The sequence below is a fragment of the Arthrobacter sp. NPDC058127 genome (genome assembly GCF_042884555.1).
Taxonomy (GTDB): Bacteria; Actinomycetota; Actinomycetes; order Actinomycetales; family Micrococcaceae; genus Arthrobacter.
Genome location: NZ_JBHVTT010000035.1, coordinates 1 through 16,584, shown reverse-complemented (window position 1 = coordinate 16,584; position 16,584 = coordinate 1). Strand labels below are relative to the sequence as shown.

At 64.6% G+C, this 16,584-nt stretch carries 16 protein-coding genes; 15 read left to right on the top strand and 1 reads right to left on the bottom strand.

The window, feature by feature from the left end; all coding sequences use genetic code 11:
• Nucleotides 1-164 precede the first annotated feature (164 nt).
• Entirely contained in the window at nt 165-653 is a 489-nt protein-coding gene (locus ACFVTG_RS24540; protein ID WP_284750933.1) for an inorganic diphosphatase, read from the bottom strand.
• 136 nt (nt 654-789) lie between these two features.
• Here ACFVTG_RS24540 and dacB point away from each other — a divergent pair, with 136 nt between their 5' ends.
• The 15 genes from dacB (at nt 790) to ACFVTG_RS24465 (ending at nt 16,094) form a co-directional block, all read left to right on the top strand.
• Nucleotides 790-2,322 (top strand): D-alanyl-D-alanine carboxypeptidase/D-alanyl-D-alanine-endopeptidase, encoded by a 1,533-nt coding sequence (gene dacB / locus ACFVTG_RS24535; RefSeq protein WP_390283595.1) that lies wholly within the window; start codon nt 790-792, stop codon nt 2,320-2,322.
• Between the two features lie 94 nt (nt 2,323-2,416).
• Nucleotides 2,417-3,520, top strand: coding sequence for a zinc-dependent metalloprotease (locus tag ACFVTG_RS24530; RefSeq protein WP_390283592.1), 1,104 nt, complete (start codon nt 2,417-2,419; stop codon nt 3,518-3,520).
• 122 nt (nt 3,521-3,642) lie between these two features.
• Entirely contained in the window at nt 3,643-4,680 is a 1,038-nt protein-coding gene (tilS, locus tag ACFVTG_RS24525; protein ID WP_390283589.1) for a tRNA lysidine(34) synthetase TilS, read from the top strand.
• Nucleotides 4,681-4,711: 31 nt separating this feature from the next.
• Nucleotides 4,712-5,263, top strand: coding sequence for a hypoxanthine phosphoribosyltransferase (hpt, locus tag ACFVTG_RS24520; RefSeq protein ID WP_059388924.1), 552 nt, complete (start codon nt 4,712-4,714; stop codon nt 5,261-5,263).
• 288 nt (nt 5,264-5,551) lie between these two features.
• Nucleotides 5,552-7,621, top strand: a complete 2,070-nt coding sequence (ftsH, locus tag ACFVTG_RS24515; RefSeq protein ID WP_284750930.1) for an ATP-dependent zinc metalloprotease FtsH — start codon at nt 5,552-5,554, stop codon at nt 7,619-7,621.
• Between the two features lie 10 nt (nt 7,622-7,631).
• Entirely contained in the window at nt 7,632-8,306 is a 675-nt protein-coding gene (gene folE, locus ACFVTG_RS24510; RefSeq protein WP_390283584.1) for a GTP cyclohydrolase I FolE, read from the top strand.
• Between the two features lie 8 nt (nt 8,307-8,314).
• Nucleotides 8,315-9,220 carry a dihydropteroate synthase gene (gene folP, locus ACFVTG_RS24505; RefSeq protein ID WP_284750928.1) on the top strand — a complete coding sequence of 302 codons (906 nt, stop codon included), beginning with the start codon at nt 8,315-8,317 and terminating at the stop codon, nt 9,218-9,220.
• A gap of 29 nt (nt 9,221-9,249) precedes the next feature.
• On the top strand, nt 9,250-9,609 hold the full coding sequence (gene folB / locus ACFVTG_RS24500) for a dihydroneopterin aldolase (protein ID WP_390283580.1): 360 nt from the start codon (nt 9,250-9,252) through the stop codon (nt 9,607-9,609).
• Nucleotides 9,606-10,145, top strand: a complete 540-nt coding sequence (gene folK, locus ACFVTG_RS24495) for a 2-amino-4-hydroxy-6-hydroxymethyldihydropteridine diphosphokinase (protein WP_390283577.1) — start codon at nt 9,606-9,608, stop codon at nt 10,143-10,145. Before folB ends, folK begins: the two co-directional genes overlap by 4 nt.
• Nucleotides 10,146-10,148: 3 nt before the next feature.
• Nucleotides 10,149-10,670, top strand: a complete 522-nt coding sequence (locus ACFVTG_RS24490; RefSeq protein WP_390283574.1) for a DUF3180 domain-containing protein — start codon at nt 10,149-10,151, stop codon at nt 10,668-10,670.
• Entirely contained in the window at nt 10,651-11,163 is a 513-nt protein-coding gene (locus ACFVTG_RS24485; RefSeq protein ID WP_284750924.1) for a PH domain-containing protein, read from the top strand. Before ACFVTG_RS24490 ends, ACFVTG_RS24485 begins: the two co-directional genes overlap by 20 nt.
• Nucleotides 11,160-12,659, top strand: a complete 1,500-nt coding sequence (locus ACFVTG_RS24480; RefSeq protein WP_390283570.1) for a PH domain-containing protein — start codon at nt 11,160-11,162, stop codon at nt 12,657-12,659. The genes ACFVTG_RS24485 and ACFVTG_RS24480 overlap by 4 nt, the downstream gene beginning before the upstream one ends.
• Nucleotides 12,652-13,602, top strand: a complete 951-nt coding sequence (locus tag ACFVTG_RS24475) for a Rossmann-like and DUF2520 domain-containing protein (RefSeq protein ID WP_284750922.1) — start codon at nt 12,652-12,654, stop codon at nt 13,600-13,602. Before ACFVTG_RS24480 ends, ACFVTG_RS24475 begins: the two co-directional genes overlap by 8 nt.
• Nucleotides 13,603-13,604: 2 nt before the next feature.
• On the top strand, nt 13,605-14,507 hold the full coding sequence (gene panC / locus ACFVTG_RS24470) for a pantoate--beta-alanine ligase (protein ID WP_390283567.1): 903 nt from the start codon (nt 13,605-13,607) through the stop codon (nt 14,505-14,507).
• Nucleotides 14,508-14,645: 138 nt separating this feature from the next.
• Nucleotides 14,646-16,094: a DHA2 family efflux MFS transporter permease subunit gene (locus ACFVTG_RS24465; RefSeq protein WP_284750920.1), complete on the top strand. Its 1,449-nt coding sequence runs from the start codon at nt 14,646-14,648 to the stop codon at nt 16,092-16,094.
• The last annotated feature ends 490 nt before the right edge of the window (nt 16,095-16,584 follow it).

Here is a 16,584-nt window from a genome sequence, read left to right as displayed (position 1 = left end):
GGTGCGGTTCGCCTGGAACCGCACCCGCCGCCGTCGGGCACCATCGCAGGGCCCACGCCGCCTGGGCCCACGCTACCGAGGGGCCCCAAACGAGCTTGCGAGTTTGGGGAGGTAGCGGGGAGGTTCCCTGGCCGAGCGGAGCGAGGTTAGGGTGGCGGTGGGGATCAGTGCGCGACCGGAACGTAACGCTTGATGGAAGCTTCCAGCTCGGCTTCTGCGGCTGCGCGGTCGGCCCAGCCTTCGGCCTTGACCCACTTACCCGGCTCAAGGTCCTTGTAACGGGTGAAGAAGTGCTCGATTTCCTTGATCAGGAATTCGCTGACATCGGAGATTTCCTGGATGTGGTCGAAGCGCGGGTCGGCCGGAACGCACAGGACCTTCGCGTCTCCGCCGCCGTCGTCGGTCATGTTGAAAACGCCGATCGGGCGGGACTCAACGATGACTCCGGGGTACAGGTCGAAGTCCTGCAGGAGCACCAGTGCATCCAGTGGGTCGCCGTCCTCGCCCAGGGTGTTCTCGAAGAACCCGTAATGCGTGGGGTACTGCATGGAGGTGAACAGGACGCGGTCCAGGCGGACGCGACCGGTCTCGTGGTCAACTTCGTACTTGACGCGCGACCCCTTGGGGATCTCGATCGTGACGTCGTGCTTCATGGAATGCTCCTTGACGGTATTGGCATGGGCGCGGCAACAGAGCAGCCGACGCCGCCGACTACTATTGAGGATATAGCGAGAGGCCCAAGTTTCTTGAAACGGTGGGGACATTCAAGACTTTGAGGACTAAAGCTGCATGAAGGGCGTTAACGAGGCGGAGGCTGAAAAGCAGGCTCCGGAACAGCAGGACACTCCCGTTCTCAGGCCCAGGAAGACCCGGCCCCCGAACCCTGCTTCGAAGGCCATTTTCCGCTTCCTGCCGCAGGTCTTGCTGACCTTGGTCATCGCGGCCTTGGCCGTCCCGATGGGCCTCGGGGTCGCGGCCGGCCTCTTCGGGGCAGCCGTTACGCCCACACCCAAGATGCCCGCCTGGCAACAAGTCCCCAAGCAGCTGAGCCGTACCCAGATCGTTGCGCCCTTGGACGCTTCCGCCCCGGTCCCGCTGCCGGCCGATGTCACGAACCAGCTCAACGCCCTCCTGACCCCCGACGGCGGGGGAGACTTCACCGGCGTCGTTGAGGATGCGCTGACCGGGCTTCCGCTTTACGATCGGGACGGCGCCAAGAACCGGGTGCCGGCGTCCAACATGAAGCTGCTCACCGCAGTCGCGGCGCTGCGGGCGATCGGCCCGGAGACCCGCTTCAGCACGCGGGTCCTGGCAGGACCTTCGGCGTCGACCATCATCCTGAGCGCCGGAGGCGACGTCCTGCTCGGCGACGGCCCGTCCCAGCCAGGCGAGGTGCTTGGCCATGCCGGCCTGGAGACCCTCGCGGCGGATGCGGCAAGAGCACTGCAGGACCGGGGCGTGAAGGGGCCGGTCACGGTGCAATTGGACGATGGCCTATTCACCGGGCCCGCTTTGAATCCGGCGTGGAGCCTCGACGACGTCGCCGCCGGCGAAACCGCGCCAATCTTTCCGCTCGCCCTGAACTCGGCCAGGACAAGCCCGGGCGCAACCACAGGTCCGCGCCCGCAAGACGCCGCGCTCACCGCCGCCGGGGCTTTCGCGGGAAAGCTCCAAGCCGCGGGCGCCGCGGCCGGATTCACGGTGGTCCCGGGTGTGGAACGCGCCGCTGCTCCGTCCGGAAAACAGGACGTCCTCGCCAGCGTGGTGTCTGCCACCGTCCGCGAGCAAGTGGACTTGATGCTCGAAACCTCGGACAACTACCTGGCCGAGGTGTTCGGCCGGATGTCCGCTTTGTCCGCGGGAAAGCCGGGATCCAACGACGGCGCGACGGCGGCCGTGAGCTCCCAGTTGGCGGAAGTGGGGATCGCCACGGACTCCATGCACTTGGCGGACGTGTCCGGCCTTGCCTTGGGCAACCAGGTGTCGGCTCGGCAGTTCGCGGACGTTGTGCGGGCCATTACCTCGGGACCGGACACTCGTCTCCGCGCCGCCCTCGCCGGGTTCCCGGTTGCTGGACTGACCGGGACGCTCGGTGACCGCTACGCAGACCCCACCACCTCCCAAGGGGCGGGGCTGGTGCGGGCCAAGACCGGTACCTTGAATTCGGTGATCGCTTTGAGCGGCTACGTAGTGGACGCGAACGGCCGCCTTCTGGTCTTTTCCTTTATCGGCAACGGGCTGACGCCGGGCGCAGCGGGAAACAAGGTGGCGCTGGACAGGGCCGCCACTGCACTCGCGTCATGTGGTTGCACTGGTGGTTGACGTTCGCTGCTGCCCGACGTTCGCTGCTGCCCGACGTTCGCCGCTGAGCGAACTTAAGGGCGCAGATTCAGCCTGTTGTGTTCTGATGGTTCGTATGGAGTCTCAGCAGCAAGCCCAGTCCCTCATCAACTGGGAGCTGGCCGCCTCCACGGCTGCCCGGCTCGCTCCCCCCGGTCCACTACTGAGTCCGGCGCAGATCGGCAAAGCCGTGGACAGCCTGCGGTTCAGCGCGGACATCTCGGTACCGCATGTGCATGACATCACCGGTCTGGAAGCCGCACGCGATCTCCGCGATTCCCATGTCCTGGTAGTTGACCGGGCGTCATGGGCGAAGGCCAATACCCAAAGTTTTGCCGTGATGCTCCAGCCGGCCCTTCAGCAAATGCTGGATTCCCGGCGCGGCCCGGCGATGACGCCGGCTGCCGCTGCCGCGAGCGGCGCCATCACGGGTACCCAGCTCGGGGCCGTGCTTGCCTTCTTGTCGAGCAAGGTCCTGGGTCAATACGATCCTTTCGCGGCGCTCGCCCCGGACTCGAAAGCGCCGCCTGCTGGCAGGCTTTTGCTGGTGGCTCCGAACATCATCTCCGTGGAGCGCGAGCTCAACGTTGATCCGGACGATTTCCGGCTCTGGGTTTGCCTTCACGAGCAGACCCACCGGGTGCAGTTCGCTGCCGCGCCCTGGCTCCGGACCCACATGCTTGAGGAAATCGAGCGCCTCAGCGCCAACCTGATCGGCAATGTGGACTCCATCATGGATCGCGCCACGGCCGCCGCGCGTTCCCTGCGCGACCGCTCCACCGGTGCCACACCCGGCCGCGGGGCCATTCTGGACCTCCTGCAGAACCCCGAGGAAAAAGCCTCGCTCTCGCATCTCACAGCCGTCATGAGCTTGCTGGAAGGCCACGCCAACGTGGTGATGGATGCCGTCGATTCCACCCTTGTCCCTTCAGTGAAGACCATCAGGCAGCGCTTCAACGCACGGGGCAAAGACCGCGGGGTGATCGAGAAATTCATCCGCAACATCCTCGGCCTGGATGCCAAGATGCGCCAGTACAGCGACGGAGCCAAGTTTGTCCGCGAAGTGGTTGCGGTGGCCGGCATGGAAGGCCTGAACCGGGTGTGGGAATCGGCCGAACAACTGCCCACGGAAGCCGAAATCCACGACTCCAAGCTGTGGCTTGAGCGGATGGGGCTGTGACCGCGGGTACCACATCGGGTCCGGGCGCAAGCAGTAGAAACCCACCAAGCAGGAGTATCGCAGCAAGCAGCGGACGACGGCGCCCCGGGCGTTTGGCGCCAGTCGTCGGCAAGGCACGGAACATGTTGCAGGACGCGCTGGCCTCCGCAGGCTATCCCGAGCGAATCCTCGTCGCTTGCAGCGGTGGGCCGGACTCCCTGGCCCTTGCTTCAGTGGCAGCCTACTTTGCCCGTCGAGGCCATGTGCACGGCCGCCACGTGAGCGTTGCCGCCGTCGTGGTTGACCATCAGCTGCAGGAAGGCTCGAGTGAGGTCGCGGCACGAACCGTGGCGATCCTGGAGGGGCTGGGCCTCTCGCCTGTCCAGCTGAGGACCGTGGACGTGGCGGATACCGGCTTTGGGCCCGAGGCGGCAGCCCGGGACGCCCGGCATGCGGCCCTCGAAGCAGCCGCCACCGAACTCGGTTGTGGAGCAATCCTGCTCGGGCACACGCTGGACGACCAGGCCGAACAGGTTCTGCTCGGCCTGGCGCGGGGCTCGGGAACCCGCTCCCTCGCTGGAATGCGCCCCGCACGCGGCAAGCTCCTCCGTCCCTTCCTGGGCCTTCGCCGGGCGGAAACGCTCGAAATCTGCGAGGTCGAGGAACTCGAAACCTGGCACGATCCCAGTAACGCGGATCCTGCCTTCGCCCGCTCCCGGACCCGGGTTGAGGTGATGCCCTTGCTTGAGGACAAGCTGGGGCCCGGGGTTGCCGAATCACTCGCCCGCACCGCCGCGATCCTCCAACAGGACGCTGACTTCCTGGAGCAGCTTGCCGCAGAGCGCTATGCGGGCCTCGTGAACCGGAGCGACGATGGAGTCTGGCTTCCCGAAGACGCCTTGAGGGAATTGTCCCCCGCGCTGAGGTTCCGGGTGATCGCAAAGGCAGCGGCGGACGTCGGGGGCCAACAGCCCGGTTACGGGCGGCTTCAAGCGGCCGAAGCGTTACTGCGCCGGCAGGGATCGGCGGGTCCGGTGCAGCTTCCCGGAAGCGTCAGCGTCTACCGCGTATCCCTGAGCGAATTGGAGAGGGAGGCCTCAGCACGGGGAACTGCCGTTCCCCGCGAAGGCGGCGGCTGTGGGAAGCTAGTATTCCGGCATCAAAGATCGCCCCAACAGTAGCCGCACCCACGCATCAACACAGGAGCCATTGGTGGATTCAAACGACGTCCAGGCAGACCTCAAACACGTTCTCTACACCAAGGAGCAGATCCAGCAACGGATCGCCGAACTTGCTGCACAGATTGACAAGGACTACGAGGGCCGTGAGCTGCTGATCGTCGGCGTGCTCAAGGGTGCCGTCATGGTCATGGCAGACCTCGCCCGTGCGCTGCACAGCCACGTCAGCATGGACTGGATGGCGGTGTCTTCGTACGGCTCCGGTACCCAGTCTTCCGGCGTCGTGCGCATCCTCAAGGACCTTGATACCGACCTCATGGGCAAGGATGTCCTGATTGTCGAAGACATTATCGATTCCGGCCTGACCCTCTCCTGGCTCAAGACGAACCTCGAATCGCGGGGCACGGCTTCCGTGGAAATCTGTACGGCTTTCCGCAAGCCTACGGCCGCCAAGGTCGAGATCGACGTCAAGTACGTCGGCTACGACATTCCCAACGAATTCGTCGTCGGTTACGGGCTGGATTACGCCGAAAAGTACCGCAACTTGGACTTCGTGGGAACCCTCGCTCCGCACGTTTACGAGTAACTCTTTTCGCAGCGAACCACCGCGGCAGGTTCGCGGAGTGAAAGCGGCCTCCTGTTCGGGAGGCCGCTTCTCGTTGTGCGGTTACGCAGCGATCCTGAAAGAACCATGGATTTCTCCCGCGAGCTTCCGGAATTCCCTGTTCATGTACGCCTAGAGGGAACTTTTGCCCCTTACTGTGCGTGAATCACTCCGAACGGTGTAAAGCTAGAAACTGACGCAGCACCACACGCGCGCAGAAGCTGCGCCGTGCAGCACTACCAGGAGGGACGGGGCGGAGCCCCCGAACAGATGAAAGCTAAGAGTTTCTTCAAGGGCCCGGGCATCTGGATTGTTGTCGTAGTCGGCTTGCTCCTGGTGGCATTTGCAACCCTTGCCCCCGGCGGATCCACCCGCATCGACACCGATAAGGGCCTCGCGATCCTCGCCCAGAGCGGCAAGGTGGACCAGGCCAAAATCTACGACGCCGAGAACCGCGTTGACCTGACGCTGAAAGACAACCTCGTCATCGACGGCCAGGACAAGGGCAAGAACGTCCAGTTCTTCTACGTCACGGCGCGGGCCGGGGACGTCGTCAAGGCCGTCACCAATGCCCAACCGTCCGGCGGCTTCACGGACCAGCCCGTCGAGAACAATTGGTTCTCCGGACTTTTCTCGCTCCTCGTCCCCGTGCTCCTGCTGGGCGTGCTTTTCTGGTTCTTGCTCTCGCGCATGCAAGGCGGCGGTTCCAAGGTGATGCAGTTCGGCAAGTCGAAGGCCAAGTTGGTCAATAAGGACATGCCGCAGGTCACCTTCGATGACGTTGCCGGCGCGGACGAAGCCGTCGAAGAGCTCCAGGAAATCAAGGAATTCCTCGCGGAACCGGCAAAGTTCCAGGCCGTTGGCGCAAAGATCCCGAAGGGCGTGCTGCTGTACGGCCCTCCGGGCACCGGCAAGACCCTCCTGGCTCGCGCCGTCGCAGGCGAGGCAGGCGTCCCGTTCTTCTCGATCTCGGGCTCGGACTTCGTCGAAATGTTCGTAGGCGTCGGTGCTTCCCGCGTCCGCGACCTCTTCGAGCAAGCGAAGGCCAATGCGCCCGCCATCATTTTCGTTGACGAGATCGACGCCGTCGGCCGTCACCGTGGCGCCGGTATCGGCGGCGGCAACGACGAGCGCGAGCAGACACTCAACCAGCTCCTGGTCGAAATGGACGGCTTCGACGTCAAGACCAACGTCATCCTGATCGCGGCAACCAACCGCCCGGACGTCCTCGACCCTGCCCTGCTCCGTCCCGGCCGCTTCGACCGCCAGATCACCGTTGAAGCACCGGACCTGATTGGTCGCGAACAGATCCTGAGCGTCCACGCCAAGGGCAAACCGATGGCCCACGGCGTCGACCTCAAAGGCGTCGCGAAGAAGACCCCGGGCTACACGGGTGCGGACCTTGCCAACGTGCTCAACGAGGCTGCCCTCCTGACGGCAAGGTCCAATGCCAACCTGATTGACGACCGCGCCCTGGACGAGGCAATCGACCGCGTCATGGCGGGCCCGCAGAAGCGCAGCCGCGTCATGAAGGAAATGGAGCGGAAGATCACCGCCTACCACGAGGGCGGCCACGCCCTGGTGGCGGCAGCACTTCGCAATTCCGCCCCTGTCACGAAGATCACCATCCTGCCCCGAGGCCGCGCCCTCGGCTACACCATGGTGGTCCCCGAGGACGACAAGTACTCGATCACCCGCAACGAACTCCTGGACCAGATGGCGTACGCCATGGGTGGCCGCGTTGCAGAGGAAATCGTCTTCCACGACCCCTCGACGGGCGCCTCGAACGATATCGAAAAGGCCACCGGAACGGCCCGCAAGATGGTCACCCAGTTCGGCATGAGCGAGCGCATCGGCGCCGTGAAGCTCGGCGCTGGCGGAGGCGAGCCGTTCCTGGGCAGGGATATGGCACAGGAACGCAACTACTCGGACTCGGTGGCTTACATCGTTGACGAGGAAGTGCGCCGCCTGATCGATCAGGCCCACGATGAGGCATATGCGATCCTGACCGAGAACCGCGACGTACTGGACCAGTTGGCCCTCGAACTGCTTGAGCGCGAAACGCTGAACCAAGCCGAGATCGCCCACATCTTCCGCGACATCCGCAAGCGTGATTTCCGCGAAGTCTGGCTCTCCAAAGAGTCCCGTCCGGTACAGACCATCCCGCCGGTGGAATCCCGCGCAGAAAAGGCTGAACGAGAAGCACAGGAACAAGCCAAGGCCGCGCGTCTCGAAGAGCCCCTGGACGCCCAGTCCCCGCACCCGCAGGGAGTCAGCAGCCAGGAGTCGTTCACCGGTCAAGGACCTGACGCGGGCACCGACGTTTCGCATCAAGGCTAAGCTTTCTGCTGTGACTCATATCGACGACGACGACTTCAGCGGTGCCGCCAGTGATGACTTCGGCGGCGCCTCCGGGGGGAAATCAGGCGGCCACGGCCACGGCCACGGACACCACTCATACAAGGTAGACCGGCCACGCATCGAGGCCGCCGTCCGCGAGATCCTCATTGCCGTGGGCGAGGACCCGGACCGTGGCGGACTGGTGGATACGCCAAAGCGCGTTGCCAAGGCTTACGCCGAGGTCTTCGCGGGCCTGCACCAGGATCCCGAGGATGTCCTGTCCACCACGTTCGACCTCGACCATGAGGAACTCGTGCTGGTCAAGGACATCCCGTTCTATTCCACGTGCGAGCACCATCTGGTGCCGTTCCACGGCGTCGCGCATGTTGGATACATCCCTTCCCACGACGGCAAAGTGACGGGGCTCAGCAAGCTTGCCCGTCTCGTGGACATTTATGCCCGCCGTCCCCAAGTGCAGGAACGCCTGACCACCCAGATCGTCGAAGCGCTCGTGACCCACCTCAAGCCCCGGGGCGCGATCGTCGTCGTCGAATGCGAACACATGTGCATGTCCATGCGTGGCATCCGCAAGCCCGGCGCCAAGACCGTCACCAGTGCGGTACGCGGGCAACTTCATGACCCGGCCACCCGCGCCGAAGCCATGAGCCTCATACTCGGAAGGTAACAAAGACCATGGATTCCCTCGCAGCAGCACCAGGAACGGGCCCGGCTACCAGCCCCCTGCCTATTCTCCGCAAACCCCGTCCGGCCGCCCGCTTCGCGGACCTGCCGGCCGACCGCACGCTTGTCATGGGAATTCTGAACGTCACGCCGGATTCATTCAGCGACGGCGGCAAGCACCCCACGGCGGACACCGCCATCGCCCATGCATTGCGCATGTTGTATGCCGGAGCGGACATCATCGACGTCGGCGGCGAATCGACCCGCCCAGGCGCCGAGCCCGTCTCCCCGGAAGAAGAGCAGCGCCGGGTCTTGCCGGTGGTTCAGGCACTCGTGAAGGCCGGGGCGCTCGTCAGCATCGACACGACACACGCATCGACGGCAGCTGCGGCCGTGGAGGCCGGCGCCGCGATCATCAACGACGTCTCCGGGTTGAGCATCGAACCCGAGATGGCCGAACTCGTCGCACGTACCAAGGTGCCCTATGTCCTGACGCATCGCCGGGGCGACGCCGAGACCATGAACAGCCTTGCCGACTACGGCGACGTCGTGGAGGAAGTCATCGAGGAGCTCAAGGGCGTCCGCGACAAGCTCTACGCGGCAGGCGTCACCCCGGAACAAATCATTGTGGATCCGGGCCTGGGCTTCTCCAAGGACGAGGACCAGAACTGGCAACTTCTCAAGTACATCGGCAAGCTGGATGAACTTGGCCACAAGGTCCTGATCGGAGCTTCCCGCAAGCGGTTCCTCGGAACGCTCCTGACCGTGGCCGGCAAGGCGGCGGCACCGGAGGAACGCGACCATGCCACCGCTGCAATCACGGCAATCAGTGCCGCGAACGGCGCCTGGGCCGTGCGCGTCCACGACGTCGGCCCCAGCCTTGACGCCGTCAAGGTTGCCGCACGCATCAGACACTAAGCTTCGTGAACAAAGGGGGAGGAACCGGTTTGGACAAGATCACACTAACCGGCGTTACCGCCGTCGGGCATCACGGCGTCTTCGACTTCGAGCGCCGTGACGGACAGCCGTTCGTCGTCGACGCGGTGCTGTACACCGATTTCAGCAAGGCCGCGGAAACCGATGACCTGCAGTTCACGGCGCACTACGGTGAAGTGGCCGAGTACATTACGTCCCTCATTGCGGGCGAGCCGCTCAACCTGATCGAGGCCCTCGCGGTGCGGATCGCCGAGGGGATCCTGGCTGGCTTCAACATCGCCGCCATCGATGTCACGGTCCACAAACCCAAAGCTCCCATCGAAGTGCCCTTCGGCGACGTCACTGTCAGTGTCCACAGGGAGCGTGCATGACCTCCCCATTCACGAAGGCCATCCTGGCCCTCGGCAGCAACCTGGGCGAGCGGAATGACACCTTGTCCACCGCCGTTGCCGACCTCGTTGACCGCCCGGAAATCCGCCTGCTCGGTGTTTCTCCCGTGGTGCAGACCAAAGCCGTGGGCGGGCCCGTGGGGCAACCGGATTTCCTCAACATGGTGATCGCCGTTGAGACCACCCTTGCGCCGCTGGACCTCTTGCAGCACTGCCACGACGTCGAACAAAAGCACCACCGGGTCCGCGAGGTCCGCTGGGGGCCCCGCACCTTGGACGTGGACATCATTGTCTACGGCGAACTCACAAGCGACGACGAAACCCTGACCCTGCCGCATCCGCGGGCTGCGGAGCGGGCCTTCGTGCTCTATCCGTGGGCCCTCCTGGATCCTGCGGCGCGGCTCAACGGCGAGAGCGTCGCCGAACTGGCCGCCAAGGCCGAGGACTTTCCGGGGCTTCGGCCTTTCGACGGTTTCGACGGATCCGGCAGCGTCGCTGCCGCGGGAGCGGTGGAATAGTCCATGAAGGCCCTGCGTCCGCTCTTGTTGGCGATCATCGCGGTCGTTCTTGCCGCGGTTGGCTGGCTTACCACTGTGCTCACCACCCGCTACAGCATGGCGACGCCGGTGCTTCCTCCTTCCGCTTTGGTGACCATGGGCGTCATCGCCGTGCTGACGTTGATCATGGGCATCCGCGTCCTGCGCTGGCGCAACGGCAAGAAGAAGACCATGCTCAACCCCATCCTGGCCGCGCGAACCCTGATCCTGGCCCAGGCCTGCGCCTATGCGGGCACGGTGCTGCTGGGCTGGCATGTGGGGATCGTGATTGAGCAACTCCGGCTCTGGAGCCTCCGCAGTGACCAAGGCATCCTTTGGCTCGCGCTCATCATGGGCGGCGGCGGGCTCATCATGACCGTCGTCGGGCTCGTGGTGGAGCGGTTCTGCCGCATCCCACCGGAAGACCTGGAAGGCGGCCCCGGAGTCCGGGATTCACGCCGTGGCGAAACCAAGGGCGAAGGCGAATATGCATACCGCGGCGATTGATCCTCCTGGCATCCAGTGGCTGCGCGTTTCGCCGAAATACGTGACGGTGCGGCTCGTCGAGTGGGCCATCGGCAACGTGATCATGGTCGGCCTGTTCAGCCTGCCCTTGCTCTTCGTGGAACTGGGGTGGTGGAAATGGCCGCCGCTGTGGCTCGCCGTCGCCGTTCCCGCGGCCCTTCTGCTGATTGCACTGTGGCGCCTTGTGTTGATCCCGAGGCAAGTGAGGGCAATCGGTTATGCGGAGCGCGACGACGACCTGCTGATCCGCCGCGGTATCTTCTTCCAGCGGACCATGGTGGTTCCCTACGGCCGGATGCAGTACGTCGACGTGGCGGTTGGGCCCGTCGAGCGGGTCCTCGGGCTGTGCACCCTCAAGCTCCACACCGCTTCCGCCGGAACCAACGCCCACCTTCCGGGACTTCCCGCCGCTGAAGGAGCACGGTTGCGCGAGCAGCTTTCGGCCCGCGGCGAAGCGAGGCTGGCCGGGCTGTGACCCAGGAACAGACGGTCGTCGACGGCGACTGGCACCGCGTGCACCCGGCGTCGCCATTCGTGCGGGGATGGGTGGCGCTTGCGGCGATCATCTATTTCTTCGGCCGCGATACCTTTGAACGAACGCTGCAAGGCCGCGGGACCATTGGCGACAACTTCAACGAACGCACGCTCTGGCTCCTGGCCGGGGGCGGCGTCGTGCTGTTGCTGGCTTTGGGGTCCTTCATCCTCAGCTGGTACTTCACCCGGTATCAGCTTGCCGAAGGCTATGTCCGGGTCAACACCGGCTTCCTGTTCAAACAGCAGCGCCAGGCGCGGCTTGACCGGGTCCAGGCCATCGACATCGTGCAGCCCCTGCTTGCCCGTATTTTCGGGCTCGCGGAGCTGAAGTTCGAGGTGGCCGACGCCGGCCACTCGGCCGTGCGGCTCTCCTACCTCAGGCTCGCGCAGGCCAAACAGCTCCGTGCCACCATCCTGGGCCGGGCTGCAGGTATTGCTGACGGGAGCGAAACGGTCGAGGTGCCAGAGGCCCCCGAACAGGTGGTGCTCTATGTGCCGCCTGGGAGGCTTGTCGGTTCGCTGATCTTGAGCGAGCAGAGCCTCTTCATTGTGCTCAGCGCCATCGCGTCGGTCCTGGTGTCGGTGCTGACCGAGTCCCGGGCATTCATCCTCTACTTGATTCCGGCAATCCTCGGCTTGGGTACCGCCTACTGGCGCTCGTTCAACACGGGCTACAACTTTACGGCGGCGATTTCCCCGGACGGCATCCGCCTGCGCTACGGACTCCTGGATACCCGGGCACAGACCGTGCCTCCCGGCCGCATCCAGGCCCTCAAGGTCACCCAGCCGCCGTTGTGGCGCATTCTCGGCTGGTACAGGATCCACGTGAACGTTGCCGGCTACGGTGAACACCACCGCAGCGAAGGGGAGCACCGGACCATGCTGCTCCCGGTCGGCCGGAAGCCCGAGGTGATGATGATGCTCTCACTCGTCTTGCCCGACCCCGGTACCGCCGACCCCGAGCGCGTGTTCACAGCCGGGCTGACCGGCCTGGATTCCGGCGCCGGCTTCGTCACCACCCCCAAGCGTGCCTGGATACTTTCCCCGTTGGGCTGGCGACGCAACGGCTTCCTTTCAACGGATACGGCCCTGCTGCTGCGTTCCGGCCGATTGTGGCGGAAGTTGGTGATGGTCCCGCATCAGCGAACCCAGTCCATCGCCCTCCACCAGGGTCCGTTGGCCCGGCTCTTCGGCGTGGCCGACCTCGTGTTGCATACGACTCCAGGGCCCGTGGCGCCCCGGCTCATCCAGGCGGCCACAGAGGAAGCAGTAAGTTTGTTCGACCAGCAGGCGGCCCGGGCGCGGAAAGCCCGCAAACTGCAAAGTAGCGAGCAATGGCTGGCGCAACTTCCGCCCGCGGCGATGCCGGTGCCAGCCCCGCCCGCCGCGCATGCCATCCGGCGTGCATCAACCCAGGAGGAACCCGACCATGGCTAGGCCAGGACGACTCGGCGTAGGAATCATCGGCGCTGGAAAGGTGGGTGCCGTACTAGGTGCGGCGCTGCGCGGGGCCGAGCACGCCGTCGTCGGGGTTTCCGCAGTGTCGGAGGCGAGCCGGGAGCGGGCGGAGACGCTGTTGCCGGGGGTTCCGATCCTCGAAATCCAGGAAATCGTGGAGCGGTCAGAGTTGGTGCTCCTCGCCGTTCCAGACGACGCCCTCGGTGAGCTCGTAGCTGGACTGGCCAAGCTCGGGGCTTGGCAGCCCGGACAGCTCGTGGCGCACACTTCCGGCCGGTTCGGCGTCGGGATACTGAAGCCGGTCCGCGCGGCAGGTGCCATTCCGCTCGCGCTCCACCCGGCCATGACGTTCACGGGCATGAGCCTGGACCTCACCCGGCTCATGGACTGCACGTTCGGGGTCACCGCGGACGCCGCGATGCTGCCCATCGCCCAAGCCCTCGTGGTGGAGATGGGCGCTGAACCGGTGGCCATTGCCGAAGCCGATCGCACGCTCTACCACGCAGCCCTCGCGCACAGCTCGAACCACATGGTCACCCTCGTGGCCCAGTCCTCCCAACTGCTCCGGGACATCGGCGTCGACACCCCGGAACGCATGCTCGGCCCCTTGCTCCGCGCCACCTTGGAGAATGCGCTGGCCTCGGGCGAATCGGCTCTGACCGGGCCTGTGGCCCGAGGGGATTCGGGAACCGTGGCCGCCCATGCGGAGGCGCTCAAGGAGTACGACGGCGGTGCGGGCGGCGATGTCCTTGCCGCGTACCGGGCGATGGCCCTCGCCACGGCCCGGCGGGCGGTCAATCGCGGACTGCTCAAGGAGGGCCAGCTTGGCGACATCAACAACGCCTTGGATAGCTCGAGTACGCCGGACAATGGCGAAGACCGTCCAGGCAACGATGCCGCCGGGACGCAGGAAGGAAACTGACCATGGCAATCAAACTTGTGACCACCGCGGCGGAACTGCGGGCCGAAAGTGCGCGGTTGCTCGCGGAAAAGCGTGGCAGCTCTCAAGGCCTCGTCCCCACGATGGGAGCGCTGCACACCGGTCACGCAGCGCTGGCCCGCACCGCCGTCGAGCAGAACGACGTGGTGGTGGCCTCCATCTTCGTGAACCCCCTGCAGTTCGGCGAGGCCGCGGACCTCGAACGCTACCCGCGCACGCTTGATGCCGATATGGCCCTCCTTGACGCCGAGGGAGTGGATCTCGTCTTCGCCCCTTCTGTTGACGAGGTTTACCCCGGTGGGGAGCCTCTGGTCCGCGTGACATCGGGACCGCTGGGTGAGAAATGGGAGGGCGCCTCGCGTCCCGGCCACTTTGACGGCGCCCTCACAGTGGTCGCCAAACTTCTGCACTACGGACTGCCTGGCGGTCCAGCGGTCGACGGCGGTGCTGCCGCGTACCGCGCGTACTTCGGCCAGAAGGATGCCCAGCAGTTGGCCCTCGTGAAGCGGATGGTGGCCGATCTCAGCTTTCCGGTGGACATCGTGGCGGTGCCTACTGTGCGTAACGCGGAAGGGCTGGCGCTTTCCAGCCGGAACCGTTTCCTCTCCGAAGAAGAGCGGGAAGCGGCGCTGGTTCTGTCCCGGGCCCTCCGCCTCCTCGAGTCCCGCGCCCTGGCGAACGAACCGCTCGAGCTGGACTCCGCCGTCGCGCTCGTTGAATCGCAGCCTCTCGTGACGCTGGACTATTTCGATGTTGTCGACCCCCGCACGCTGGAACCGCTCGCCGAAAACTGCAAGGAAACTCCTTTCCGGGGTGAAGGGCTTGCGATCATTGCGGCGAAGGTCGGACCGGTGCGGTTGATCGACAACGTGCCGCTGAGTTCCTGAGGACTCTTAACTTTCGGATGCGAGTCCGCAAACGTTTGGATTAAGTTGCTGACGGGAATGCGCTTGAGGCTTAGACTGTTGCAATCTCGACCGGTGCGGAGCACCGGAAACCATCGCACCCAAAGCTGAGGGATCCTCATGTCTACCGACGTCACATCAGACGCGCACGGCAATCCCGTGCCGGAAACGGGGACACAGCAAGCCAGCGACAGGATGTCGCGCGAGTCTGTCACCGTCATCGTCACGCTCCTCGTGGCCACTTTCGTGGTGATCCTCAACGAGACCATCATGAACGTCGCCTTGCAGCGGCTCATGACGGACCTCAATGTCGACGCACCCACAGTCCAGTGGCTCTCCACTGGATTCATGCTGACCATGGCCGTGGTCATCCCCACTACGGGCTTCATCCTCCAGAGGCTCACCACTCGAGCCGCGTTCCTCCTGGCAATCGGACTGTTCAGCAGCGGCACCCTGCTCGCGGCACTAGCCCCGGGTTTTGGAGTGCTCTTGTTGGCGCGCATCGTCCAAGCGGGCGGCACGGCAATCATGCTCCCGCTGCTGATGACAACCATCCTGACCTTGGTACCCCTGTCCCGCCGCGGTGCCGTGATGGGCAACGTGACCATTGCGATCTCGGTTGCGCCGGCCTTGGGCCCCACGGTTTCCGGGATCATCCTGGACCACTTCTCGTGGCGATTCATGTTCGTCTTCGTGCTGCCGGTGGCCTTGTTGGCTATGGGCATCGGCGCCAAGTTCCTGACCAACGTCGGTGAACGCGGCAACGTCAAGTTGGACTTCGTTTCCGTGGTCTTGACTGTTCCTGCCTTCGGCGGGCTGGTCTATGGACTGAGCCAGATCGGCGGCCATGCCGGAGCAACGGCGGTTCCGATCGCTGCGCTGGTGATCGGTGTCCTGTGCATGGTGGCGTTCGTTTTCCGCCAGCTCAAATTGCAGAAGTCCGACGCGCCGTTGCTGGACCTCAGGGCGTTCAACTTCCGTATGTTCACGGTGTCGGTCCTGCTCATGGTGGTTGCCATGATGGCCCTGTTCGGCGGAGTCATCCTGCTACCGCTCTACATGCAGAACGTCCTCCACCTGCAGCCGATGGAGACTGGACTTGCACTCCTTCCGGGCGGATTGGCAATGGGCCTGCTCGGTCCGGTGGTCGGCAGGTTGTTCGACAAGATAGGTCCGCTTCCACTGACAGTCACGGGTTCCATCCTGCTGGTGCTCACGCTGTGGCAGTTTTCGATGCTCAACGCGAGCAGCCCCCTGTGGTGGGTCGTGGTTCTTTACGCAGTGCTTAGCCTGGGGTTGGCATTGCTGTTCACGCCGGCGTTCACCACTGGCCTCAACCCGCTTCCGCCCCACCTCTATTCGCACGGCTCGGCCATCATGAGCACACTCCAGCAGGTGGCGGGAGCCGCAGGGACTGCGCTCCTGGTTTCGATCTTCGCCGTGGTCTCGGCTGCCTCCGGCTTTGTTGCCGGGATGCAGGCCGCATTCCTGACCGCCACCTTGATTGCGGTGGTTGCCGTAGTGCTGTCCACCATGATGCGCAAGACCGAGGGAGCAGCCGGGCACTAGACGCGCGGGGCGGCGCCGCTGGGTGGCGGCGCGGCTGGTGGCGGGGCGGCTTGGTGGCGGCGCCGCGCCGCTTGTTTTGTGACGCACGGCATGTTTGCGCATTGCGGCCCGAATGGCCTTTATTCCGCTGGAGTTGGGCCCGAAATCGCCGTGTTGTAGAGGGTCTTGGGGTCCAGGATGGTGGTGCAGGCGTGATTTGCGTGGGGTCTTTGGGGTGTGTAGAGTAGATCGAGTCGCCGCCGCTGATGCGGAAAAATTGCGACGGACTCCCTTTCAAATGGAAACCAAATTCCTGGTTCGCTTTCTTGCGTTCCGGTGCGGTTTCCGGGGGTCGCGGATGGTGTTTTGTCCGGCGCGGTTCCCGGTTTCGGGAGTTGCGCGGGGAGAGCGTGTCTGGTAAGTTTGGAAAGTTGCTCCGGAGCGATCCTGGACCCTTTGGTGGGTGTGGGTGGTGCCGGGTGTGTCTGTTGTTTGAGAACTCAATAGTGTG

Coding starts and splice junctions, on each gene's coding strand:
- folP (WP_284750928.1), top strand. CDS start 8,315: ATGGATTCCCTCGCAGCAGCACCAGGAACGGGCCCGGCTACCAGCCCC.
- ACFVTG_RS24540 (WP_284750933.1), bottom strand. CDS start 653: ATGAAGCACGACGTCACGATCGAGATCCCCAAGGGGTCGCGCGTCAAG.
- ftsH (WP_284750930.1), top strand. CDS start 5,552: ATGAAAGCTAAGAGTTTCTTCAAGGGCCCGGGCATCTGGATTGTTGTC.
- ACFVTG_RS24475 (WP_284750922.1), top strand. CDS start 12,652: ATGGCTAGGCCAGGACGACTCGGCGTAGGAATCATCGGCGCTGGAAAG.
- ACFVTG_RS24490 (WP_390283574.1), top strand. CDS start 10,149: ATGAAGGCCCTGCGTCCGCTCTTGTTGGCGATCATCGCGGTCGTTCTT.
- dacB (WP_390283595.1), top strand. CDS start 790: ATGAAGGGCGTTAACGAGGCGGAGGCTGAAAAGCAGGCTCCGGAACAG.
- ACFVTG_RS24465 (WP_284750920.1), top strand. CDS start 14,646: ATGTCTACCGACGTCACATCAGACGCGCACGGCAATCCCGTGCCGGAA.
- ACFVTG_RS24485 (WP_284750924.1), top strand. CDS start 10,651: ATGCATACCGCGGCGATTGATCCTCCTGGCATCCAGTGGCTGCGCGTT.
- ACFVTG_RS24530 (WP_390283592.1), top strand. CDS start 2,417: ATGGAGTCTCAGCAGCAAGCCCAGTCCCTCATCAACTGGGAGCTGGCC.
- panC (WP_390283567.1), top strand. CDS start 13,605: ATGGCAATCAAACTTGTGACCACCGCGGCGGAACTGCGGGCCGAAAGT.
- tilS (WP_390283589.1), top strand. CDS start 3,643: ATGTTGCAGGACGCGCTGGCCTCCGCAGGCTATCCCGAGCGAATCCTC.
- folK (WP_390283577.1), top strand. CDS start 9,606: ATGACCTCCCCATTCACGAAGGCCATCCTGGCCCTCGGCAGCAACCTG.